Origin of the sequence: Nonomuraea rubra, from assembly GCF_014207985.1 — a bacterium.
In the GTDB taxonomy this organism is placed as follows: domain Bacteria; phylum Actinomycetota; class Actinomycetes; order Streptosporangiales; family Streptosporangiaceae; genus Nonomuraea; species Nonomuraea rubra.
Window position 1 is genome coordinate 11825724 of sequence record NZ_JACHMI010000001.1, and the last position, 17640, is coordinate 11843363.

A 17640-nucleotide genomic window follows, 5' to 3' on the forward strand; every position below is an offset into this window, starting at 1 on the left:
TAGACGTGGGTTCTCGTGCACGTTGCGGTCAGCATCAGTGATCCCCCTCGTTGCGTGATCGCCACTCCACGATTCGACCAGCCCCAGGGTTGGGCGTCACCACATGCTCGAACTTCGCGCGCTTCAGTTCGGCCCTCGCCGCGTCTCTCTCCCGTACGAACCACAGCGCCAAGTACCACGTCGCCACCTGAAGCAGCGTCGTCCCGGACAAGGCGGGCCACTCCTCGGGAGCGAACACCCGGTACAGCCATGCGGCCAACTCCAGCGGGATCATCACCTTCAGGAAGCCCGCCGCCTCGCTACTGGCAGGGTCGGCGTACACCCGCCAGGCTCGGCGGATCACTCGCCCCACTCCGGCTTGAACCCTGGACGGTGGCGGTAGCCGACCACGAGCATGTCTATCGCTTCCCGCATGCCCCACCAGAAGTCCGGCGTCGTCCCCGGCTCGTCCGGTCCTTCGCACCGGGCGATCAGCGCCAGTTCGGCTTCGCACCGGGCGATCGTGTCCCTGGGCTGCTGAAGCACGATGTGGTCTGCGGCTTCCCGCTCCCACACTCCGCCACCGTCGTCGTAGTTGAGGGTGGCGACCCTGAGCAGGACGGGCACCTCGCCCTCCAGCTCGTAGTTCCACTCGGTCTCACCCGTGGGAGCGCCGTGGACCTGCCAGGCGTCGCCGTCGCCGTCCTGTCCGGTGTTCACCCACGGGCCGGGCGCGACCTCGTCGGCAGCCTTCGCAACTTCGAGTTCGGCATTGATCGTGGCTCTGAGCCACGAGAGCAGTTCGGTCACCAGCGCCACTGGTCCTTGTCACGCAGCCGCTCGAAGGCTGCCCGAAACGCTGCGCCGATCTTTGCGGCGTCGGGATCCTTGATCGTCATGTCCGAGATGTTGACCACCGGCGCAGGCTGCAGCTCAGCGTCCCGGTCCACGATCTCCACCGTCTGCGAAACGATGAGGTGCGTTCGTGAGCCGCACTGCTTCGCGAACTCGTACAGCAACTCCTTGTTGACGCCCTCTTCGGCCTGGTCGAAGACCAGCGCGAACGGCTCTTCCAAGTCGTCGCCGACCATCACGGCGGGGAGAGGAAGGATCTGGATACGCATCAGGCGTCCGCCTCATCCACGCGCGCCCACACGTTGTCGCACGCCTCATGGACGGCCCGCCACAACTCCTGCTGGCGCTCGCTCATCCTGTTGTGCCCTGGAAGTGCCGCTTCGGCCCACCCGTCGCGCATGAGTTCGACGGCTTCCACGAGGGCGCGCACCTCGATGGGCAGTGCGTCCAGCGCAGTCAGCTCGCCGCGCGCAGGATGCCGGAACAGGACGAGACTGCCTCCGGCTGCGAAGGTTTCGATCTGCTGGCGAAGCTCCTGGATTTGCGCGTCGTAGGCGATGGTGCAGTGGTCGTTGGACTCCATCGAGTCGAGGAGCGCCTTGACGTCGTCAGGGTTGAGGCTGAGGTACTTCATCAGCGCGTCCCCCACGTCATCGAGGGAACCGGCTCGTACGTCTCGGCGAACACGTCCTCAGCGACCGGGTGGAACTTGCCCTTGGCGTCCCTGACGATCCACTGCCCGTCGTACACCTCCACCCACGTGCCGTGCACCGGGTGACGGACAGCGGCGGTCTGCTCGGGGTCGTCTCCCCGGTCCTCCGGATCTACGGCCTCAAAGTCGCTGCCCGCGAAGGCGACCAGCTCGGCCTCGTTGCTCCCCGTCCACTGGACGGCGGTGACCTCTACGGGCTTCTTCCTGAAGCGGCGCATCACGGGTGCGCCAGGTGCCAGGTACCGCCACGGCACTCGTCCTGATCCTGGTGCACACCCCGGTTGAAGAACATGCCCTCGGGGTTAAGCACCGCGAGATTCACGTGGCCAACCCAGTGATCCTCGGTGGGTCCGTGCTGGTAGGTGTCCACATCGGTCACGATGGCGGCCCGGCAGACGCTCGGGTACTCGCCTCCGGGTGTGCCGTACGACTGGTAGTGAACGATCTGCCCGATGTAGGGCTTCTTCATGGCGATCTCCACGGAGGGTTGTAGGGGGTCTTTGTGGTGCGGCCCGGCCAAGACCCCCCAGCCAGGCGGGGCCGCACGTTCGAGGGGGTGGGTGGTCCTGGCCCTTGCTTCCCTCGCCAGAGGACAAGGGCCAGGACACCTGGGTGGAGGCTCAACGCAGGACCATCGGGGCAAGTCCAGCGGAACCCGCGCGTCGCCCCTGGGGCACGCGCGCTCTTGGGGAATCTAAGGCTGTCTAGGCTGCGCGGTGGACGCGCTTGTCGCTGCCCGACGTGCGGACCGCAGCCTCATACGCGAGACGATCCGCCTCATCCACATCCGCGACCTTGAACAGGCGCCGGCGAGGCGGACAGCCAGGGATCGGGGCGAGGTAGCCGATCCGCACCCACCGATCCACCGTCGCCGGCTTGACGCCCTTCAGTACGGCAGCCTGCTGGCGGGTCACGCACGGTTCGCCGTCCGGGTCGTAGTGGAAGCGCATCCGGGGCACCCCCAGACACGCGAAAGCCCCGGCGCTGAAAGCGTTCCGGGGCATAGATCGTCCGCTGTTTCCCAACGTTAGACCGCTCGCGATGGACTTGTCCAATTCTCGTCAGACGACTCGCCGCACAACTGTTCACACAGGCGCTTGCGCTGCTGCGGCGTGAGCCGGACAGGCCACACCGCAGGCAGCAGCAGCACATCCCCGTTGGGCATGCGGACAACGTCGAGAGGAGAGTCAGGGGAGGCGTTCACAGTGGGGTCATCTTCCCACGTCACGATGCCTTGCGCGTCTTGCGAACCTCTTCTGCCATCTCCTGGTACTCCGACCATTTCAAGACCCGTTCGCACGTTCGGCGGCGGCACGTCACCTTGTCCTCGCCGACCTTCCGTTCCAGCGTGAGGCCCTTGCATTCGGGGCAGCGCGCCGCCCGGAGAGGTTCGACGACGACGTCTGACGGGTCGTAGCGGACGAGCCTGCCGTACCAGCGGGCGATCTCCTCGCCGAACAACAGCGCCAGGTCGGCGTGTCCGAGGATGCGTTCGGCGCGGGCGACCAGCCACGAGGCGCCCAGCGTGATCGAGTCCGCGAGCATGCCCTGCCTAGCCATCGTCTCCGCTCCGAGATAGGACGCCTTCCAATCCCGGAGCCAGCCGTCCAGCTCGTCGATGTCGTCGATCGTCGGCGACAGCGACGGCGGCTCGCTGCCCTTGCTCGACACCTTCGCCTGGTCGGTCTGGCCGCGGAACCCGTCCGCTTCCCGCAGGTACACGCACGCGGCGCCATCGAGTTTGGACAGCTTCGACTTGAGGCCGTACATGCAGTCCGGGCAGTAGACCGGCTCCCCCTCCACCCGGTACGGCAGGCGCGGCTCGTCGGGTTCGGCGGGCTCTTCGGGCCACACGAGCGGGGCGTGCCAGGCCGCGGCGTCCGATCGCCACTGTTGGTGGTCGGCCCGGTAGACGACGTAGGCGGCTTCGTAGGTGCGGACCTTGCGCCGGTAGCCGTTCATGCATGCGCCGGCACACAGGCGTTCGAGGTCGTAGGTGCGCTGGGACATTTCGGCCTCCCCCGAATGTACGCTTGCGGGTAGGCCACTGGTGGTGACGGTGGTGGGCGAGGGATTTCGTAGTGGGGTCGAGGCGGTCTCCTGTTCGTGGCAGGAGGCCGCTTTCGCGTTCAAGGTCAAATATGCCACGTTTCTGCAGGTGGCATCTCCCTGGTCAGTTTCCAGACTGGTGCTTGCCGCGGAGCCGCGTCCAACCCCACAGGCAGCCCCACGCGGCGAGGGCGCCCAATGTGAGAGCCACAGCCGCGGTCCGCATCCCGATCGTCCAGAGGAAGGCGAAGACGGCGACGGCGCCGGCGATGCGTGCCGCCGTCTCGAGCCATCCAAGCCAGCGTCTCCAGCCCGGCGCGGCGACGGCAGCGGCTGGCAGGGGTTCCCACAGCGTGCCGCAGTCGGGGCAGCGCCATGGATCGGTGTTGTGGGTGTCGGGGCGGACACACTGGTGGCCGGTCAAGGCGTCGTCCTTCCAGCCGCCGATCTCTACTGCAGCGCCCCTCTGATGTCGCAGCGGTAGAGGCACTTCCAGCGGCCGATGATGTACTTCGGAGTGCGGTCCCCCAGATCCGGCGTGCTGATCCTGCTCACGTCGATAGTGGTGCCGCAGACCGGGCAGGCCGGCCACTCCTGGGCGTTCCACTCCTGGTCAGTGAAGGTGGTGGTGCCCCGGTCCTCCTCAGGGTCGAGGTTGAGCGTCTCGGGGTTGATGTGCCACCGCGTCATGCCGTCTCCTCCAGCAGGTCCGTCTGGCCGTCAACGTCCCATCCTGTCGGGACACCTGTGATGCGTACAGGCTTGCGGGAGACGATGCCGAGCGCCTTCCTGCAGTCCGGGCCTATCCCGTAGGCGAGGGACACAGGGTCTTGGAGCTTGTGGCGGCAGCAGCGGCAGCGGCCTACCGTGGGCGTCTCCCCCGCGGCTGGAGTGTCCGGCTCGTCGAGGTCCAGGAGGTTCACGGCTCGTCCTCGCCCGCAGCGTCGAACAGCTCGTTGGCGAGCCCGTGAAGGATGTCGCCCATGTTGAGTGCCACCCTGGCGAGGATGGCCGGGTCGACGTCGGGGAGGCGGTGGCGTAGGGCTTCCACCATGGCGGCTCGTACGCGCCGTTCTGCTACCTGGGCGGGTGTTGGTGCGTCGATGAGCCCGGCCAAGGTGAGCGCCTCGTCCTTGTCCAAACCGAGCACGTCGGCGAGGCTCGTGACCGTCCTGGCGAGCGGAAGCGTCGGCTGGGTTGCTAACCGGTCGTAGGTGACGCGGCTGATGCCGGCCTTGTCGCACAGAGCCATCTTGGTCATTCCGAGTCGCGTCCGCTCCAGTTCGGCGCGGCGATGGAAGGCTGCTGCCACAGCGGTCACGTGTTCTCCTCGGGGGCTGTCGTCTCAGGCGGCAGGCTAGAGCCGATCACGGACGCCGCCTCTCGGCAATCTGCTTGTTGATCTCAGCAACCCTCTTCCAGTTCTGCTCAGCGGACTTCCATGACTCCTCAGCGCGCTTCCAGTTGGCGATCGTTTCCTTCGCGGACCGTCGTATCTGGATCAAGGTGTGGATGGAGAACACCAGCGCTGCGGCAGAGAATGCGAGCACGCCGTACGCGATCAAGGCAGCCGTGGTCATCGGTCCTCCTCTGGCGGCAGGCTAGCGGCCTCCGGGTCGTCGAGGGCGGCACGGAGGCGGGCGACGAGTACAGAGTCGTCTGCGTCAAAGCGATGCATGGCGAACTGCTCGGCGCGATCAAGTACGTGGCGGCAGTCGGCCTCGGAGACGACGACCAAGCCCGCCACTGTGAGGGCGTCTACGGCGATCCTGGCGGCGTCTTCAGCCTCTCTGCCGGACAGCGGGATGGCCTTGTCCAGCATGGCGTCGGTGAGGGCACGCTTCCCGAGGCGGAGCCTCAGGTGCTCACGGAGAGCCTTCTCGATCACCTCAGTGGGCGTCATTGGTCTCCCCCTCCGATCAGGTGCGCTGCGGCCTTGAGCGTGTCCCTCATGCGCGGGTGGTAGACGAGCCCGTACTCCTTCAGGAAGGCGTCGAAGCGTGCGGGGTCGTAGCCGGCGCGCTTCACGTCGGCGAGGGCCAGAAGCTCCTCGGCCACCTGCTGCCGTACCTGGGCGGCGAGGACAGGAGCAGCAACCGCCAGGATCTCTCTCGCGAACGGTTCCGCCCAGATCTTGGACGGTGTGAGACGACGCTCCAAGAGAACGCCCATGACGGCCTGTACCGCTTCCTCAGGGATGTCAGGCACGCTGAGCCTCCTGTACGAGGGTGAGCCGGTACCGCCACACGATCGCGTCCACGGGGCGCGTGTCGGGCAGGCGCTCGTCTCCACACGGGTCGCAGACGAGGGAGGTGTGCCGGCCGATCGTCGGCCAGTCCACGACGACGAGCTGGGCTGCGGGCATGTTGCGGCACCACTTGCAGGTGAGCGGGCTGGCCTTTGAGGCTTCTGACACTGTGGAGGGCTCCCCCAAAGGAGACTCAAAGGAGACGGCTTCTGCCGGGATGGGGTCAGGCATCGGCCACCTCTCCGAACACCTCAGGGTGGGCGGCCTTCCAGTCCGTCCAGTACGTCCACGGCTCTTCGCCGACCGTGTGGATGCGGTCCATCACCTGCGCGAGCGTCAGCGGGCCGGGCGACTTCTCGCCCCGGATGCGCGGATGCTCCGGAACGTATGTCGGCCCGTACTCCCAGGTGCGGCGGCGGTAACCCCAGTCGTCGTCGCCCCACTTGCGGAAGATGATGCCGTTCGCGCCGCCATCGATGTCGAACGGGCGCTCAGCCATCTTCGCCTTCCACCGGTCGTTGTACCAGTGGTCGATGTACTGGTCCAGGAAGGAGGCGAGCATGCGCACCTCCTGGTCGGTGGGGCGATGCCGCTCATCGTCGAGGCGTCCGGAGTCGAACGCGACGATGTAAAACCAGCGCGGCCAGGCGTGCCCGACGACCGGGATGCGGAGCTTGGTGAGCGGATCGTGCTGGTCGGCGTCGTACGGCCAGTCGATCTCTGGAGAGGTCACTTCTCCTCCTCCGTCCACTCAGAGATGGTCCGGTACACAACGGTGGCGTCTGCGGGCAGTCCGTGGTGCGGCTGCCAGGCTCGCGTCTGCCGGGCGAGGTGCTGCGCCGCTTCCTTGCCGGACTCGCCGGTGCCGGCGCGGTCGTACTTGACGACCTGGCGGTCTCTGCCGTCCGTGTTGGTCCAGGCGGTCCAGCGGCAGGCGTACTCGATCACGGCAGCCACGGGTCAGTCCTCCTCGGGTTCGGTGACGACCAGACGGGAGGCAACCACGGCGCGTCTATGCGCCACTGTCCAACCGTCACGCTCCAGGGCGGCGATCAGTTCCGCCGCAGCGGGCGACTCGGCGCGCGGGTCGTCGAACTTGTCGAGCAGATGGACGAGCACCTGCTTACGGCCGTCGTCCAACGACTCGGTGCCGCCCACCATGTGGACGATCTGCTTGGTCTTCGTCTCTCGAACGGCCTGCTCTACGCGGGTGCGGGACAGGCGGAGGCGGCGAGGCTTCGCGGGCATCGGGTCAGTCCTCCTCTCCGAGCGCCAGGAACGCGCACCGCAGGGCGTACTTGTCCGGGTAGTCGGAGTGACCCGCCGCGGACTGTTCGATGCGTCGCACCTGCTCCAACGTGGCGGGCTCCAGTCCGCGCTTCTCGCGGATCTCGTTGACGAGGGCGAGCATCCGTTCCGCCTCGTAGGCCACCCAGGCGCATTCCGGCCCGTACGGCCCTTCCACGATCTCGGACCTCTTGTGCCGCTGATGAGTGGCGAAGCGGAGCTTGGCGAGGAAAAGATCGCGGGTCTGTGCGCGAGTGATCACATCGGCCATCGGTCAGTCCTCCTTCGGGGAGTCCGGGGAGGCGGCCTCGGTTGCCTTGTCGAACTCGGCGAAACGGTCGTCCGCAGGCGTCCACAGCCCGTAGTTCACGGTCTTCGTCCGCTCGGCGATCCTGCCGCCCTTGTCGCGGGCCTTGATCTCAGCGAGGCGGCGAGGGAACGGGCCCTCGACTACCAGCGTGCGATGCCTGACGTAGATGACCGCGAACTCTATGGTCATCTCCTCCGCGCCGGGCAGGGCATCGGACAGCGCCTCGTACTCGTTGTCGGTGAAGTCGTCCATGTCGCCTTCCTTGTCGCCTTCCTTGGTCGTCTCAGGGTGTCTGGTCTTTGCGCTCTCTTCGCGTTCCGCGCGCTGTCCGGCCTGTATGCCGGGAAAAGAGAGCAGGGGTCGGGGGTCAGTCGGGCGGGAACAAACTGGACAGCGGGTTGCCGCAGACAAGGCAGGACAGCGCGTCCGGGGCTGCCGGACGCCCCTCGGGAGGCTCGCCGCACAAGCGGCAACGGGAGGCGGGGCGAGGCCGGCGGAAGAGGGACCGCATGCCCTCGACGAACACGGCGGCGAACTCAGCGGGAGTGCGAGGCAGGTAGGCGAGCACGGGGGGCTCCTCAGGGGGTCGGGGTGGGTGTAGGTCTGGTCCGGCAGGAGAGCCGGACCAGAGGGGGTCAATCGCGGGCGTGAGCCTTGATGGCAGGCAGCACCGAGGTACGGAACCAGGCGGTCGCCTCGAACCCGCCCGAGCAGAGATCGATCAGCCGCTCGTAGCCCGAGTGGACTTCTCCCGTGAACTCGTTCTTCCACAGCCAGCGGACGCCGCGCTCGTCGAGCCACTGGCCCAGTTTGGCGACGAGTCGGGCGTGCAGGTCGCCGCAGCCTTCACCGTCGTCGCCCTTGTACCCGTAGGCGGTGTCGAACGAGATCTCCAGCCAGCACGCCGGACGGTGCCCGGAGCCGTCGCACGGCCCGTCCTCGGGGTCGTACCACGAGACACCCGGCATGTTGCAGATGTCTTCATCGTGGGCTGCCGCCTGCGCGGCGGATCGGTACGGCGCGGAGGGCCGGTAGTGCATATCCAACAGGGCGCATAACCCCTGGCCGGGCGCATTCCAGATCCACCACGGGTTGCCGGGCTCCACGAAGCGCTCGCCATCCCGGTAGGTCTTCGTCTGCTCGTTGGTGAAGCGGGTGTTCTCGGTCGCCCCGATGAGCTGGTTGCACTTCAGCCAGACGTCCTTGTAGGCGATCTCGTCGAGGACGTAGACGCGGGTGTCGAGGGTCACGGTCGACTCCTTGCTCGTTGAGGGTCTTGGGTGTGGCCGGAGAGGTGTCCCTCTCGGGCCGGAGGTCAGCGATCCATCGGCAGGGCGTTGCCTGCCGTCATCTGGGCGTACTCCTCGGCCGTCTGGCCTGCCTCTGCCAGTCGCTTGCGGAAGACCGGGTCGTGAGTGGCCTCGCACGTCAGCACGGCCACCTCAACGTCGCGGGGCAGATGGTGGACGTAGGCGTTCTCTCGCTTCAGGCAGTCCCAGCACCAGCCGCGCGAGGAGATCTGGTGCATGCCGCCGCCGTGCGTGCCGGGCAGCCACCAGTAGGGCGAGGCGCCACAGTAGGACACCACGTAGACGTCGTCTGCCATCACGTCGATGCTGCGGCCCAGCATGCTGGCGACGTGAAGCACGTCCGGCAGAGACATCTCCCGCTCAACGCGGAGGAACGGCAGGGCGCCGCCGTCACCTCCAAGTCCTGTTCGTTCGCGCAACTGGTAGTTAGCTTGCGTGGCCATGAGCATCAGGTCTCCTACGTCAGGGGCGGGCTTTCAAGATCGGCGGTGAGGGGTGGCCCGAGAGGTGTCCCTCTCGGACCGGAGGGCGTCAGGTGTCGTCGGGTTCATAGCGCTCCCACGTCTGGCCGCCGTCGTAGCTGACCATGACGGTGCCGTCGTGGGTCTTGGCGTACGCGAGCGCGCCAGCGAGGCTCAGGTCGAACCCTGTCCCGCGACCGCGCACGTCCACGTCGTAGATGGGCTCACGCTCGGTCATGGTCAGGACTCCTTTGTCTTGCCGTAGGTGCCGTTGACGGGCTCGCCCACGGCGTGGAGCCAGAAGCCTTCGCCGTGCTCGTCCACGTGGCGGGCGCCGATCTTCCAGCCGCTGAGGCGGGCGATCTCGTCCCACTTCCACAACTGCGCCGAGGATGACCAGCCCTGCTCGGGCTTGTTGACCGCCCAGGGCCGACCGCGCTCGTCGATGCGGATCAGGACGTCCGCGGTGAACGAGCGCAACTCGGTGGGCTCAGCATTGAAGATCGGGCAGGTGTCGCATCGGTTCTCGTTAATGCAGGCGGCGAAGCCGGGCCAGGAGGCGCGGCGCGTGTCCTGCGACTCGTACAACTTGCCGTAGGAGCGGGGCCGGAGAGCGCAGTGGGCCGCGTCCTGGCCCATGTGGGCGTTGAGGGAGAGCCGGTTCCAGCCGCGACCGTCAGGGCCGCCGGGCCTGCAGGCGGGCGGTTCGAGGTAGATCGGCATCTCTTCTCCTCGGGCGGGGACAGGTCGGTCAAGATCAGTCGTTCAAGATCGTTCAGGGAGAGGGGTGGTGGCCCCCTCTCGGGCGCCTCGGGGTCGGTCAGGCGCAGTAGGGGCGGGCGTCCAGGTAGGTGGCGTTCTTGCGGGTGATCGACTGGCCGTCCTCCAGCACGAGCGTCACCTGCCGGTAGCGGATCTGGCCGGTGGCGCGAAGCTTGGCCAGGTTGATGTGCTTGACGACCTCGACGATGCGCAGCCACGGCCCGCGCGGGGTGAGGCGGACGTGCCAGCCCTCGCGCACCGCGCCGGCCTGCCAGTCACCCTCGCGGCCGGGGCCGACATAGCGCAGGTCCTCGAACTCGCCCACCCGCCCGGACAGGCGGTCGGCGAGGTAGCGGGCGTTGTCCCATATGTGGTTGTTCGGGTTCAGGTCGCGGCGGTCGTTGGTGCCGTGGTCGGCGACGAACACGCCGTCGCGGCGCTCGACGAACACCCAGACGGGGCCGGAGAACGTGTTCGTCTCGGCTCGCTCGCGCAGCCGGGCGCCCTCCAGTTCGGGCAGGTCCATGATGCGCTCGACGGTGAGGGTGTGGCCGGTCAGCTTGGTCGCGATCGTGGCGGTCATCTCATCCTCCGTGGCGGGTGGTCTGCTCAGGTCGTTCAAGATCGTTCAGGGAGAGGTGTGGCCCCCTTCCGGGGGCCCTGAGGTCTAGCCGGCGATCCAGATGAGGTGCTTGGCCTGTCCGCCGATCTCCACCGCCGCCGCCCTGTCCTGCTCAGTGAGCGTCTTCTGGTTCGACTCGGGGGCGATGCACACGTCCTCCAGGCGCTCCATCAGGCGGAGGGTGGTGTCCACCTGGGGGCGGGTCCAGCGGGTGAGGTGCTGGCGGATCTCGGTGAGGCTCGTCCACCGGCCGGGCGTTGCGTTGGCGGTGATGTAGCTGGCGATCACGGCCTCGGTGTCGGTGAAGGTGACCATCTCTCGTTCTCCCTGGTGTCTCGCCCCTTGCTGATGTCTCTAATGTAGCCACACTGTAGCCACAGCACAAGACCTGTGAGAGACTTTTTGTGGCTACAAAGGAGGCACGCATATGGCGAACAAGGCGCCTACAGGGCTCAGGCGTTTCCGCACCACCGATGAGCTGTGGGAACGCTTCGGCGAAGCGGTCGAACGAGGTCCCGACCCTGAAGCTGACATGTCCAAGGTCCTGCGTGCCTTCGTCCGGTGGTACGTCGGGGAGCCCGGCGCCAAACTGCCCGAACGTCCGCAGATCGCTGGCGATTCGGAGTAGCCGTTCACCGCTTCTCCCAGCGGACGATCAGCTCCTCGTCTGTGGCGACGACTTCAGCGGCGTCCTCGCCGAGAGCCTGGCGGGCCATCGCCACCAGGTCCGTCAGGTCTCCCCACACGCACGGGAGCGGCAGCGTGTACTCGATCCAGGTCTTCGTCACCTGGCGGTGAGAGACCCGGGTCACTGGGACGTCTCCCCCGTCTGCTGGGAGGCGAGACGGCGGTTCGCTCTCCAGACCGTCCATGCCGGCCCGATCCGGGTCCTTGCCCGTCCTGACGCCAGCAGGCGAGCACCGGAATACGCCTGCCAGGTCCACGGACCCGAACCGATCACCTCGAAGTCAATACCGGGTTGCGTCGGCAGGGGCGCGGCAGGGGCCCATGCGCGGCTGTCGCACTGCTGCACACGTGGCTTCATCGTTCGATTCCTCTCTCGAACATGGATCTTGTAGCACAGTCTCTCGATCTTGCTTCGATCTGGAGTTCGTCTCGCGGGGCTGTAGATGCCCTACAGCCCCGCGAGACGGGGCGGCTGCTACACGGAGACCCGAGACGGCTCTACGCCCGCCGTAGCGGCCTTCTGGGACTCGCTACGGCCATCACCGTCCGAGCCGTCCCCTACCGGAAGCGCCAGAGCCGCCTGATCGAACTCCCCAGCGCGGACTCCGGCCGTGAACGCAGCCCACTCGACGGCCGTGAAAACGAGCTGCCCTGCCCCCGGATCCTTGCCGTCCCGTACCGCCACTCCACCGTCAGGGAGGGGAGCCACCTCCACACAGGTGGCGGCGCCGTTGCAGAAGGAGGACCTACGCCAGGCAGCGCTCGCGATGTCGGTCATTCGTCCTCCGTCGTCGATGAGGTGTTCCCATCGTCCGCAGAGTCGTCAGCGACCGCGCGGTCCGCGAGGGCGAGCGTCTTCAGCCACCAGGCGTGCGCAGAGTCAGCCATGGAGAGCCACCTCCTGCGGGAACTCGCGGACCCGGAGATCCGCCGGCCAGTACGACCAGTCACCGCCCTTGGAGTCGCCGTGAGCGCGAACCGTCTTCCCACCCACCGTCCGGTCGGACGCCCACACGGAGCCCATTTGCTTGACGAAGACGGCGACATCCCCGTCCTTGCACTGCTCGACCAGCGACCGCGCCCACCACGGCTCCATCGGCCTCGCGCCGGGGCCGGACTCTCCGCCGACGATCACCCAGTCAATTCCGCTGTGCCAGTACGGCTCCTCCAGCGCGGTGGCGGGAAGGTTGACCTCGCTCACCAGCGGCTCGCACGACAGGAACCGCACGGCAGCCGGAGTCTGGATTAGGGCAGGGACGCGGATCTCGGCCCACTTCTGATCCTCGACACTGACGCCCAACCAAACGTTCGGCAGCGGCCACTCCGGGATGGGGCGGTCTGGCCCACTCAGGTCCATGACGCTCTCGTGGAGGTACATCGAGGACCGCCACGCGACGTTGTTCAGCAGCGACCGCATCCGGCCGTGCCGCTTCGTGAGGAGCTGGTAGGTGTGCTGCGGGGTCAACGCCATCACAGCGAAGACACGAGCAATGAACTCATCCGGCACCTTCTCGTGGAACAGGTCGGACATGGAGTTGACGAAGATCCGGCGCGGCTTGCGCCACTTCAGCGGCTGGTCCAGCCGCTCCGGACGCAGAACCACGTCGAAGCCTTGCTCGAAGTGATGTCCGGGTGTGCCGCGCCACCGCTCGGCGAACGTCTCGGCGTAGCAGTTGTCGCAGCCCGGCGACACCTTCGTGCACCCGGTGACGGGATTCCATGTGGCATCCGTCCACTCGATCTTGCTCTGGTCGCTCATCGGGAGAACACCTCGCCCCCGTGCCCCTCGCCGCGGGTCGCCCACCAGATGTCGTGCAACTCCTGGCGGCACAGAGCGCACCACTCGCCCTGGCTGGAGTCACCGCCGCATTCCCGGCACCGCTGGGCAGGCAGGGAACTGATCCCCTGCTCGCCCTCGGTGGCCGCCTTCACGCACACCGGGCACATGCCCTCGGGCAGGCTCCCGGCCGCGATCTCGTCCAGGACGTCGCGCGGCGTGCTCTCGGCTACGACGGCCATCCTCCGGCAGCCGGTGACGGTCAGCACTCCATGGTCGGGCACCGCGCCGAAGAACGCCGGGAACGCGTGCCTCAGGTTCAGGTCAGCGTTGGCGTACGGGCTGAACGGGTTCGGGGCGATCTTGGTGGTGTCACCCATGGTTGGTCTCCAGGAGGTCTACGCCGTCGAGGGCGCGGATGGTCGGGCACGGGTACGGGTTGGCGCAGAAGCACTGGCCCGGCTTGTACGGGATCTCGGCGTGGAGCTGGCGGACGCGATCGATGGCGTTGCGCGCTTCGTTGCAGGCGTCCGAAGTGGCCTTGAGGCGGGCGCGCAGGTCATCGCGGTCCCCCTTGATGGCCTGGAGTTCGTCGTCGCAGGCAGCCGCAAGGCTCGCGCACGCCTCACGCCAGCCTCGGGCCGCGTTGGCGACCACAGCGGACCGGATTGCGTCGCCGTGCGCTGCCGCGAGCGCCACAGCGTGGAGGGCGTCGGGGTAGTCGGTCAGGAGCCAGTACAGGACGCTCTCGGCGTCCTCACGGTCGGCGGCCGTCGTCTCGATCTTGGCGGTGTCAGCCATTCGAGGTCTCCTCACCGCTCGCGACCGGCAGGGCGAACTCCCGCTTGCTCAGCTCACCGGCGACCGGCAGGCCGGTCACCTCGGACAGCACCTGGCACATCGTCGTGGCCCGCTCGAACGACACTCCGTCTCCGAGCCGGTGAGCCTTTCTCTGTCCGTCCTTCAGGTAGACGACGACGGCCTGCCAGCCCTCCTGGTAGTGGTCGAACCAGCCCAGGTACGGCTTGTCGAGGTCGATGACGGTCGTCTCGATCGTGGTCTTGGTGTCAGCCATGGTTGGTCTCCTCGGTGATCTCTGGGGTAGGTCGGTCAGGCGGTCCAGGGACGGGATCGGCAGGGGGCGGGTCAGAGAGCAGCCGGTCCAGCAGGCCGATCAGGTCCCGCAGCGGATTCGCCAACACTTCATCGCGGGAGGGGTGAAGACGCTCTGCTTCGAGGGCCTCCACCCGGGCCGCCAGATCGGGGCTCACCAGGGGCCGTCCTTCTGGTTGTGCCGCGTCGGGCGAGGCAGGTTCGGGAGCTCGGCCCGTAACCGGCGCGGCGTCATGTCGCGGCGGCGAAGGTGCGCGGCCACCTCGGGACGGCAGGTGGGGCACGGGACGGCGTCGTCAGTGTCGTCGCGGTCCACCCAGCCGTTGGTGCAGCCGACATGCGTGCACTGGCAGGAGTTCCAGGGGCAGGGCTTGTACTCGTCGCGGATGTCTTGGGCCTGCTGAGGGTCTGGCGGGAAGCGCGTCACGATGGCCTCCGGCGGTCCGGACCGGTGAGTGGCACGAGCGTGCACATCTCGGCGAGGCGGGAGGCGCTGCGCTCCCCCACATGCTCGGCGAGCGAGCGTGGCGGCAGGTTCGATGTGACGATCAGCGGCAAGCAGCGGGAGTATCGCTCGTCGATGACCTCGTAGAGCTTCTCCTGCGTCCACTCGGACGGCTTCTCGGCGCCGATGTCGTCGATGAACAGGAGGCGGGCGTTCTGGCAGTCCTCGACGACCAGCCGGGCATCGTTGACTCCAGGCCTGAGCTGATCAAGCAGCGCCGTGGCGCGAACGGTGTGCACCGTGGGCCCGAAGCGGATCGTGTCCCACGTGTCGTAGCGGGCGGCTCGCGGAACGGTCTCCGTGTTGCGGCACCACTCCGCCAGAGCGGTGAATCCGAGGTGGGTCTTGCCCGTCCCGACAGGACCCGTCAGGTACAGCCCGCCGGCACGGCGGCCAGCTTTCGCCCAGGCCCGGACTTCCTCGGGGATCGGGATCTCAGCCTGGAAGCGCGGCGGGACGTAACCGCGGACGGCTTGTTCGAGCTGCCAGCGCTTGTATTCGTCCGGGTCGCTGTGGGGCCCGAACTCGGGGGTGTCACCAGCCTGCACGGTATTCCTCCTCGGTGAATTGCTGTGGGGTTGAGCCGGGGGACGGCGCGTCGTTTCGGACAAGAGCCAGTCGCGGGGCGGGCTCGTCGAGCCAGCACTCTTTGTTCAGCCACGTGGCCGGGTTTTTGATGTAGCCGCGCAACACGTGGGGGTCGGTGTCGGCGTAGAGCTTCGCTGCGTCGAAGAGGATCTGGACGTCTTCGACCTTCGCGGCGGCCTTGTTGAACGCCTTGACGGCGGCGGCGCGTTCCTTGCGGAGGGGGTAGGCGGCGTACCACTCGGCGAAGCGCGGGTGCTCCTTGGTGGCCTGCCGGGTCGGCTTTCCCCCCGCACCCCCCTTGGTTGTTGAGGGTTTTTGTTCTTCTTCTTTAGAAGAAGAACTGTTGTTAACACATATAGCGCGGACAATCTGGCCACTGGTCAATCTGTCCTGTGGATCTGAGCTGGGGTTTTGTCGTGGCGCATCATCGCCTACCGGACAATCTGGCCAGAGGTCAATCTGACCACCGGTCAATCTGTCCGGTAGGCCGTCTGAGCATTCCCCCTGGTCGGGCCCAGCGGACAGATTGACCGGTGGGCAATCTGTCCGCTGGGAGGCGGCCCCAGCGGACAGATTGTCCTGTGGACCAGAGCTGCGGAAATCTCTACTGGCCAATCCGCCCGAGAGGTCCATGCCAGGGTTCAGCCGGCACCGATCCGGAAGCCGGTGGCCCTTGTCGTCGAAGCGCTTGAGACGCGCCACGAACCCGTCCTGCTCCAACTGTTCGAGCTGACGGCGCACCGTCCGCGACGAAAGCATCGCCTCCACCGCCACCTCCTCCTGGCTGGCCTCGCACTCCCACGCCTCATCCACCAGGCGCGCGAGACACAGCAGCGTGATTCGCGCGCCGGGGTTGTTGGCGACCGGCTGGGCCCACGCCCAGTCGATCGCCGCCTGGTTCAGTCCTGCTGGCGACGGGCCTGCAGATCGTTCGTCGTCGGTCACGTAGAGCGGCTCTCTCTCAGGTGATGCTCGGGATGGGGCTACGAGAGATGGGCCGGTCTTCGGGGTGTCGCCACTTCGGTCCCCCTGGTCACTCAGTTGTTCGGATTCAGTATATGCCTACGCCACATGTGGCGTAGGCCGATATGCCACATGGCCTATGTGCCATCATGGAGATAGGCCAACGCGTGAGACCATGAAGGGGTGTCGGATCCGATGGGTGATGTAGTCGCCGCGCGCAAGGCATACGAGAAGGCTCAAGATGACGCCCGCGAGCTCGTCAGACAGGCACGCATCGATCTCGGCCGGACGATCGCCGAAGCGCGCCGGCAGAGCATCACCCAGGACGCGATCGCGGAAACCCTGGAGTTGACCCGCGAGCAGGTCCGGCGTTTCCAGCGCGAGTACGAGAACAGCGTCAACCAAGGCTGAGGCCCTCACGATGCCTCCCCCAGCCTCTCCTCAGCACGGGAACGCAGCTCAGGAGACACTTCGCCCCTCCGCATGAACCGGATCCGCTCGGCAGAGATGTCCAAGGCGACGGGCACCTTCCACCACGGCCAGCCCTTCGCCTGCCGGAGAGCGTCCACGGCGGCGTACAGCTCCTGCGGGGTCACGACGCCTCCCGGCGCAGACCCTTGGGCTTCTCTCGGGGGTCGTCGATGTCGTCCCACGCCATCGGGGACAGCCAGCCGTTACGGGCCGCGTGCCGGCGTGCCAGAGTCGCGCCGTGCGAGGGTGGCGCCGGCGTCCTCGACAACTCCCGGTACAGGTCCCGGACCGCTCGCGCCGTCTCGGCGAACACCTTCGGCTGGCGCAGCACCTTGTAGTAGTTGTTGACCGTCCGGCCGAGCACAGCGCACTGGGCGCTCAGCGAGTAGCCGATGGCGACCAGCGCCTGCACTCGGCGGCGTGTCCCCGTCGCGTCGACCATGACCCGGTCAGGGACAGCGTCGAGGTCGAACGAGACAGACAGCAGGGATCGGGCGTTGATGTCGAGAGGGCCCCGGACGTGCTCGTTGCCGAGGACTTGCAGCACGCACTCGGCGTGGACGCCGGCGAGGTCGGCGATAGCGGACGGGCTGAGCCCGCGGTCCATCAGGCTGGCGACGTGCATGCGGACGAGGTTCGCGTCTCCGTACGCCGACCAGCGCCCGTACGCCATCAGGCGCCGCCGGTTGATGTCGTAGCGGCTCTTGGCCGCCCGGCAGGGCGTGCACCGGCAGCGGTAGGCGTTGTAGCGGCGCATCGTGCCGTGCCGGACCTCACCCATCACGCCACCACCCGGACACGCGCCTGGACGGCCAGCAGTTTGTCGGCGTTGACTGGCCGAAGTTTGCGGCTGGGCGGCTCGCCTCGGTGCGGGCGCCCGTACAACAGGGCGTTGACAACGCCCATCTGGACGCCGGCCCGCAAGGCGATCTGCGCGACAG

At 67.3% G+C, this 17640-nt stretch carries 40 protein-coding genes; 2 read left to right on the top strand and 38 right to left on the bottom strand.

Features of this window, described 5'->3' with window-relative positions:
- Positions 1-34: 34 nt before the first annotated feature.
- The 26 genes from HD593_RS54310 to HD593_RS54435 form a co-directional block, all read right to left on the bottom strand.
- The gene (locus tag HD593_RS54310; protein WP_185110657.1) at positions 35-322 is read right to left on the bottom strand and encodes a hypothetical protein; all 288 of its coding nucleotides are present in this window, start codon (positions 320-322) and stop codon (positions 35-37) included.
- Between the two features lie 17 nt (positions 323-339).
- Positions 340-789, bottom strand: a complete 450-nt coding sequence (locus tag HD593_RS54315) for a DUF6221 family protein (RefSeq protein ID WP_185110658.1) — start codon at positions 787-789, stop codon at positions 340-342.
- The gene (locus HD593_RS54320; RefSeq protein WP_185110659.1) at positions 786-1103 is read right to left on the bottom strand and encodes a hypothetical protein; all 318 of its coding nucleotides are present in this window, start codon (positions 1101-1103) and stop codon (positions 786-788) included. Before HD593_RS54320 ends, HD593_RS54315 begins: the two co-directional genes overlap by 4 nt.
- The gene (locus HD593_RS54325) at positions 1103-1468 is read right to left on the bottom strand and encodes a hypothetical protein (protein WP_185110660.1); all 366 of its coding nucleotides are present in this window, start codon (positions 1466-1468) and stop codon (positions 1103-1105) included. Before HD593_RS54325 ends, HD593_RS54320 begins: the two co-directional genes overlap by 1 nt.
- Positions 1468-1764, bottom strand: a complete 297-nt coding sequence (locus HD593_RS54330; RefSeq protein WP_185110661.1) for a hypothetical protein — start codon at positions 1762-1764, stop codon at positions 1468-1470. The genes HD593_RS54325 and HD593_RS54330 overlap by 1 nt, the downstream gene beginning before the upstream one ends.
- A complete protein-coding gene (locus tag HD593_RS54335; RefSeq protein ID WP_185110662.1) occupies positions 1764-2015 on the bottom strand; it encodes a hypothetical protein in 252 nt (83 codons plus the stop codon). Before HD593_RS54335 ends, HD593_RS54330 begins: the two co-directional genes overlap by 1 nt.
- Positions 2016-2250: 235 nt before the next feature.
- Entirely contained in the window at positions 2251-2496 is a 246-nt protein-coding gene (locus HD593_RS54340) for a hypothetical protein (RefSeq protein WP_185110663.1), read from the bottom strand.
- A gap of 274 nt (positions 2497-2770) precedes the next feature.
- On the bottom strand, positions 2771-3556 hold the full coding sequence (locus HD593_RS54345; protein ID WP_185110664.1) for a hypothetical protein: 786 nt from the start codon (positions 3554-3556) through the stop codon (positions 2771-2773).
- A gap of 489 nt (positions 3557-4045) precedes the next feature.
- Positions 4046-4285, bottom strand: a complete 240-nt coding sequence (locus HD593_RS54350) for a hypothetical protein (protein WP_185110665.1) — start codon at positions 4283-4285, stop codon at positions 4046-4048.
- Positions 4282-4518 (bottom strand): DUF6011 domain-containing protein, encoded by a 237-nt coding sequence (locus HD593_RS54355; protein WP_185110666.1) that lies wholly within the window; start codon positions 4516-4518, stop codon positions 4282-4284. The genes HD593_RS54350 and HD593_RS54355 overlap by 4 nt, the downstream gene beginning before the upstream one ends.
- Positions 4515-4916 (bottom strand): helix-turn-helix domain-containing protein, encoded by a 402-nt coding sequence (locus tag HD593_RS54360; protein ID WP_185110667.1) that lies wholly within the window; start codon positions 4914-4916, stop codon positions 4515-4517. Before HD593_RS54360 ends, HD593_RS54355 begins: the two co-directional genes overlap by 4 nt.
- Positions 4917-4962: 46 nt before the next feature.
- On the bottom strand, positions 4963-5175 hold the full coding sequence (locus tag HD593_RS54365; RefSeq protein WP_185110668.1) for a hypothetical protein: 213 nt from the start codon (positions 5173-5175) through the stop codon (positions 4963-4965).
- Complete coding sequence (locus HD593_RS54370; RefSeq protein WP_185110669.1) at positions 5172-5498, bottom strand: hypothetical protein; 327 nt, start codon at positions 5496-5498, stop codon at positions 5172-5174. Before HD593_RS54370 ends, HD593_RS54365 begins: the two co-directional genes overlap by 4 nt.
- The gene (locus tag HD593_RS54375; protein ID WP_185110670.1) at positions 5495-5803 is read right to left on the bottom strand and encodes a hypothetical protein; all 309 of its coding nucleotides are present in this window, start codon (positions 5801-5803) and stop codon (positions 5495-5497) included. The genes HD593_RS54370 and HD593_RS54375 overlap by 4 nt, the downstream gene beginning before the upstream one ends.
- On the bottom strand, positions 5796-6011 hold the full coding sequence (locus tag HD593_RS54380) for a hypothetical protein (protein WP_185110671.1): 216 nt from the start codon (positions 6009-6011) through the stop codon (positions 5796-5798). The genes HD593_RS54375 and HD593_RS54380 overlap by 8 nt, the downstream gene beginning before the upstream one ends.
- A 55-nt stretch (positions 6012-6066) precedes the next feature.
- On the bottom strand, positions 6067-6576 hold the full coding sequence (locus tag HD593_RS54385; protein ID WP_185110672.1) for a hypothetical protein: 510 nt from the start codon (positions 6574-6576) through the stop codon (positions 6067-6069).
- Positions 6573-6800, bottom strand: coding sequence for a hypothetical protein (locus HD593_RS54390; protein ID WP_185110673.1), 228 nt, complete (start codon positions 6798-6800; stop codon positions 6573-6575). The genes HD593_RS54385 and HD593_RS54390 overlap by 4 nt, the downstream gene beginning before the upstream one ends.
- A 3-nt stretch (positions 6801-6803) precedes the next feature.
- The gene (locus HD593_RS54395) at positions 6804-7091 is read right to left on the bottom strand and encodes a hypothetical protein (protein WP_185110674.1); all 288 of its coding nucleotides are present in this window, start codon (positions 7089-7091) and stop codon (positions 6804-6806) included.
- A 4-nt stretch (positions 7092-7095) separates the two neighbouring features.
- The gene (locus HD593_RS54400; RefSeq protein ID WP_185110675.1) at positions 7096-7401 is read right to left on the bottom strand and encodes a spore germination YkwD domain-containing protein; all 306 of its coding nucleotides are present in this window, start codon (positions 7399-7401) and stop codon (positions 7096-7098) included.
- Between the two features lie 3 nt (positions 7402-7404).
- Positions 7405-7692, bottom strand: a complete 288-nt coding sequence (locus HD593_RS54405) for a hypothetical protein (protein ID WP_185110676.1) — start codon at positions 7690-7692, stop codon at positions 7405-7407.
- 383 nt (positions 7693-8075) lie between these two features.
- The gene (locus tag HD593_RS54410) at positions 8076-8690 is read right to left on the bottom strand and encodes a hypothetical protein (protein ID WP_185110677.1); all 615 of its coding nucleotides are present in this window, start codon (positions 8688-8690) and stop codon (positions 8076-8078) included.
- Positions 8691-8755: 65 nt separating this feature from the next.
- Positions 8756-9199 carry a hypothetical protein gene (locus HD593_RS54415; RefSeq protein ID WP_185110678.1) on the bottom strand — a complete coding sequence of 148 codons (444 nt, stop codon included), beginning with the start codon at positions 9197-9199 and terminating at the stop codon, positions 8756-8758.
- A gap of 82 nt (positions 9200-9281) precedes the next feature.
- Positions 9282-9449: a hypothetical protein gene (locus HD593_RS54420; RefSeq protein ID WP_185110679.1), complete on the bottom strand. Its 168-nt coding sequence runs from the start codon at positions 9447-9449 to the stop codon at positions 9282-9284.
- 2 nt (positions 9450-9451) lie between these two features.
- Positions 9452-9934 (bottom strand): hypothetical protein, encoded by a 483-nt coding sequence (locus HD593_RS54425; protein WP_185110680.1) that lies wholly within the window; start codon positions 9932-9934, stop codon positions 9452-9454.
- A 97-nt stretch (positions 9935-10031) separates the two neighbouring features.
- Positions 10032-10556 (bottom strand): hypothetical protein, encoded by a 525-nt coding sequence (locus HD593_RS54430; protein ID WP_185110681.1) that lies wholly within the window; start codon positions 10554-10556, stop codon positions 10032-10034.
- An 84-nt stretch (positions 10557-10640) separates the two neighbouring features.
- Complete coding sequence (locus HD593_RS54435) at positions 10641-10910, bottom strand: hypothetical protein (protein ID WP_185112786.1); 270 nt, start codon at positions 10908-10910, stop codon at positions 10641-10643.
- 112 nt (positions 10911-11022) lie between these two features.
- Here HD593_RS54435 and HD593_RS54440 point away from each other — a divergent pair, with 112 nt between their 5' ends.
- Positions 11023-11223, top strand: a complete 201-nt coding sequence (locus HD593_RS54440; protein ID WP_185110682.1) for a hypothetical protein — start codon at positions 11023-11025, stop codon at positions 11221-11223.
- 4 nt (positions 11224-11227) lie between these two features.
- Here the strand turns inward: HD593_RS54440 and HD593_RS54445 are convergent, their stop codons facing one another.
- The 10 genes from HD593_RS54445 to HD593_RS54490 form a co-directional block, all read right to left on the bottom strand.
- Positions 11228-11407 carry a hypothetical protein gene (locus tag HD593_RS54445; RefSeq protein ID WP_185110683.1) on the bottom strand — a complete coding sequence of 60 codons (180 nt, stop codon included), beginning with the start codon at positions 11405-11407 and terminating at the stop codon, positions 11228-11230.
- 350 nt (positions 11408-11757) lie between these two features.
- Positions 11758-12060 carry a DUF397 domain-containing protein gene (locus HD593_RS54450; protein ID WP_185110684.1) on the bottom strand — a complete coding sequence of 101 codons (303 nt, stop codon included), beginning with the start codon at positions 12058-12060 and terminating at the stop codon, positions 11758-11760.
- 102 nt (positions 12061-12162) lie between these two features.
- On the bottom strand, positions 12163-13041 hold the full coding sequence (locus HD593_RS54455; protein ID WP_185110685.1) for a DUF5131 family protein: 879 nt from the start codon (positions 13039-13041) through the stop codon (positions 12163-12165).
- Positions 13038-13439 (bottom strand): hypothetical protein, encoded by a 402-nt coding sequence (locus HD593_RS54460; protein ID WP_185110686.1) that lies wholly within the window; start codon positions 13437-13439, stop codon positions 13038-13040. Before HD593_RS54460 ends, HD593_RS54455 begins: the two co-directional genes overlap by 4 nt.
- Positions 13432-13860, bottom strand: coding sequence for a hypothetical protein (locus HD593_RS54465; protein ID WP_185110687.1), 429 nt, complete (start codon positions 13858-13860; stop codon positions 13432-13434). The genes HD593_RS54460 and HD593_RS54465 overlap by 8 nt, the downstream gene beginning before the upstream one ends.
- Positions 13853-14134 (bottom strand): hypothetical protein, encoded by a 282-nt coding sequence (locus HD593_RS54470; protein WP_185110688.1) that lies wholly within the window; start codon positions 14132-14134, stop codon positions 13853-13855. Before HD593_RS54470 ends, HD593_RS54465 begins: the two co-directional genes overlap by 8 nt.
- Complete coding sequence (locus HD593_RS54475; RefSeq protein WP_185110689.1) at positions 14127-14330, bottom strand: hypothetical protein; 204 nt, start codon at positions 14328-14330, stop codon at positions 14127-14129. The genes HD593_RS54470 and HD593_RS54475 overlap by 8 nt, the downstream gene beginning before the upstream one ends.
- Positions 14327-14599 carry a hypothetical protein gene (locus HD593_RS54480; RefSeq protein ID WP_185110690.1) on the bottom strand — a complete coding sequence of 91 codons (273 nt, stop codon included), beginning with the start codon at positions 14597-14599 and terminating at the stop codon, positions 14327-14329. Before HD593_RS54480 ends, HD593_RS54475 begins: the two co-directional genes overlap by 4 nt.
- Complete coding sequence (locus HD593_RS54485) at positions 14596-15225, bottom strand: ATP-binding protein (RefSeq protein WP_185110691.1); 630 nt, start codon at positions 15223-15225, stop codon at positions 14596-14598. Before HD593_RS54485 ends, HD593_RS54480 begins: the two co-directional genes overlap by 4 nt.
- The gene (locus HD593_RS54490) at positions 15212-16210 is read right to left on the bottom strand and encodes a helix-turn-helix domain-containing protein (protein WP_185110692.1); all 999 of its coding nucleotides are present in this window, start codon (positions 16208-16210) and stop codon (positions 15212-15214) included. The genes HD593_RS54485 and HD593_RS54490 overlap by 14 nt, the downstream gene beginning before the upstream one ends.
- 213 nt (positions 16211-16423) lie before the next feature.
- Here HD593_RS54490 and HD593_RS54495 point away from each other — a divergent pair, with 213 nt between their 5' ends.
- Positions 16424-16639, top strand: coding sequence for a hypothetical protein (locus HD593_RS54495; RefSeq protein WP_185110693.1), 216 nt, complete (start codon positions 16424-16426; stop codon positions 16637-16639).
- A gap of 5 nt (positions 16640-16644) precedes the next feature.
- Here HD593_RS54495 and HD593_RS54500 read toward each other — a convergent pair whose 3' ends face one another.
- The gene (locus HD593_RS54500; RefSeq protein WP_185110694.1) at positions 16645-16824 is read right to left on the bottom strand and encodes a hypothetical protein; all 180 of its coding nucleotides are present in this window, start codon (positions 16822-16824) and stop codon (positions 16645-16647) included.
- Positions 16821-17480 (bottom strand): hypothetical protein, encoded by a 660-nt coding sequence (locus tag HD593_RS54505; RefSeq protein WP_185110695.1) that lies wholly within the window; start codon positions 17478-17480, stop codon positions 16821-16823. The genes HD593_RS54500 and HD593_RS54505 overlap by 4 nt, the downstream gene beginning before the upstream one ends.
- Positions 17481-17640: the final 160 nt, after the last annotated feature.

Coding starts and splice junctions, on each gene's coding strand:
- HD593_RS54395 (WP_185110674.1), bottom strand. CDS start 7,091: ATGCCCGCGAAGCCTCGCCGCCTCCGCCTGTCCCGCACCCGCGTAGAG.
- HD593_RS54370 (WP_185110669.1), bottom strand. CDS start 5,498: ATGACGCCCACTGAGGTGATCGAGAAGGCTCTCCGTGAGCACCTGAGG.
- HD593_RS54430 (WP_185110681.1), bottom strand. CDS start 10,556: ATGACCGCCACGATCGCGACCAAGCTGACCGGCCACACCCTCACCGTC.
- HD593_RS54455 (WP_185110685.1), bottom strand. CDS start 13,041: ATGAGCGACCAGAGCAAGATCGAGTGGACGGATGCCACATGGAATCCC.
- HD593_RS54425 (WP_185110680.1), bottom strand. CDS start 9,934: ATGCCGATCTACCTCGAACCGCCCGCCTGCAGGCCCGGCGGCCCTGAC.
- HD593_RS54350 (WP_185110665.1), bottom strand. CDS start 4,285: ATGACGCGGTGGCACATCAACCCCGAGACGCTCAACCTCGACCCTGAG.
- HD593_RS54460 (WP_185110686.1), bottom strand. CDS start 13,439: ATGGGTGACACCACCAAGATCGCCCCGAACCCGTTCAGCCCGTACGCC.
- HD593_RS54450 (WP_185110684.1), bottom strand. CDS start 12,060: ATGACCGACATCGCGAGCGCTGCCTGGCGTAGGTCCTCCTTCTGCAAC.
- HD593_RS54435 (WP_185112786.1), bottom strand. CDS start 10,910: ATGGTCACCTTCACCGACACCGAGGCCGTGATCGCCAGCTACATCACC.
- HD593_RS54365 (WP_185110668.1), bottom strand. CDS start 5,175: ATGACCACGGCTGCCTTGATCGCGTACGGCGTGCTCGCATTCTCTGCC.
- HD593_RS54415 (WP_185110678.1), bottom strand. CDS start 9,199: ATGCTCATGGCCACGCAAGCTAACTACCAGTTGCGCGAACGAACAGGA.
- HD593_RS54470 (WP_185110688.1), bottom strand. CDS start 14,134: ATGGCTGACACCAAGACCACGATCGAGACGACCGTCATCGACCTCGAC.
- HD593_RS54345 (WP_185110664.1), bottom strand. CDS start 3,556: ATGTCCCAGCGCACCTACGACCTCGAACGCCTGTGTGCCGGCGCATGC.
- HD593_RS54335 (WP_185110662.1), bottom strand. CDS start 2,015: ATGAAGAAGCCCTACATCGGGCAGATCGTTCACTACCAGTCGTACGGC.
- HD593_RS54440 (WP_185110682.1), top strand. CDS start 11,023: ATGGCGAACAAGGCGCCTACAGGGCTCAGGCGTTTCCGCACCACCGAT.
- HD593_RS54465 (WP_185110687.1), bottom strand. CDS start 13,860: ATGGCTGACACCGCCAAGATCGAGACGACGGCCGCCGACCGTGAGGAC.
- HD593_RS54400 (WP_185110675.1), bottom strand. CDS start 7,401: ATGGCCGATGTGATCACTCGCGCACAGACCCGCGATCTTTTCCTCGCC.
- HD593_RS54405 (WP_185110676.1), bottom strand. CDS start 7,692: ATGGACGACTTCACCGACAACGAGTACGAGGCGCTGTCCGATGCCCTG.
- HD593_RS54340 (WP_185110663.1), bottom strand. CDS start 2,496: ATGCGCTTCCACTACGACCCGGACGGCGAACCGTGCGTGACCCGCCAG.
- HD593_RS54495 (WP_185110693.1), top strand. CDS start 16,424: ATGGGTGATGTAGTCGCCGCGCGCAAGGCATACGAGAAGGCTCAAGAT.
- HD593_RS54505 (WP_185110695.1), bottom strand. CDS start 17,480: ATGGGTGAGGTCCGGCACGGCACGATGCGCCGCTACAACGCCTACCGC.
- HD593_RS54320 (WP_185110659.1), bottom strand. CDS start 1,103: ATGCGTATCCAGATCCTTCCTCTCCCCGCCGTGATGGTCGGCGACGAC.
- HD593_RS54330 (WP_185110661.1), bottom strand. CDS start 1,764: ATGCGCCGCTTCAGGAAGAAGCCCGTAGAGGTCACCGCCGTCCAGTGG.
- HD593_RS54325 (WP_185110660.1), bottom strand. CDS start 1,468: ATGAAGTACCTCAGCCTCAACCCTGACGACGTCAAGGCGCTCCTCGAC.
- HD593_RS54420 (WP_185110679.1), bottom strand. CDS start 9,449: ATGACCGAGCGTGAGCCCATCTACGACGTGGACGTGCGCGGTCGCGGG.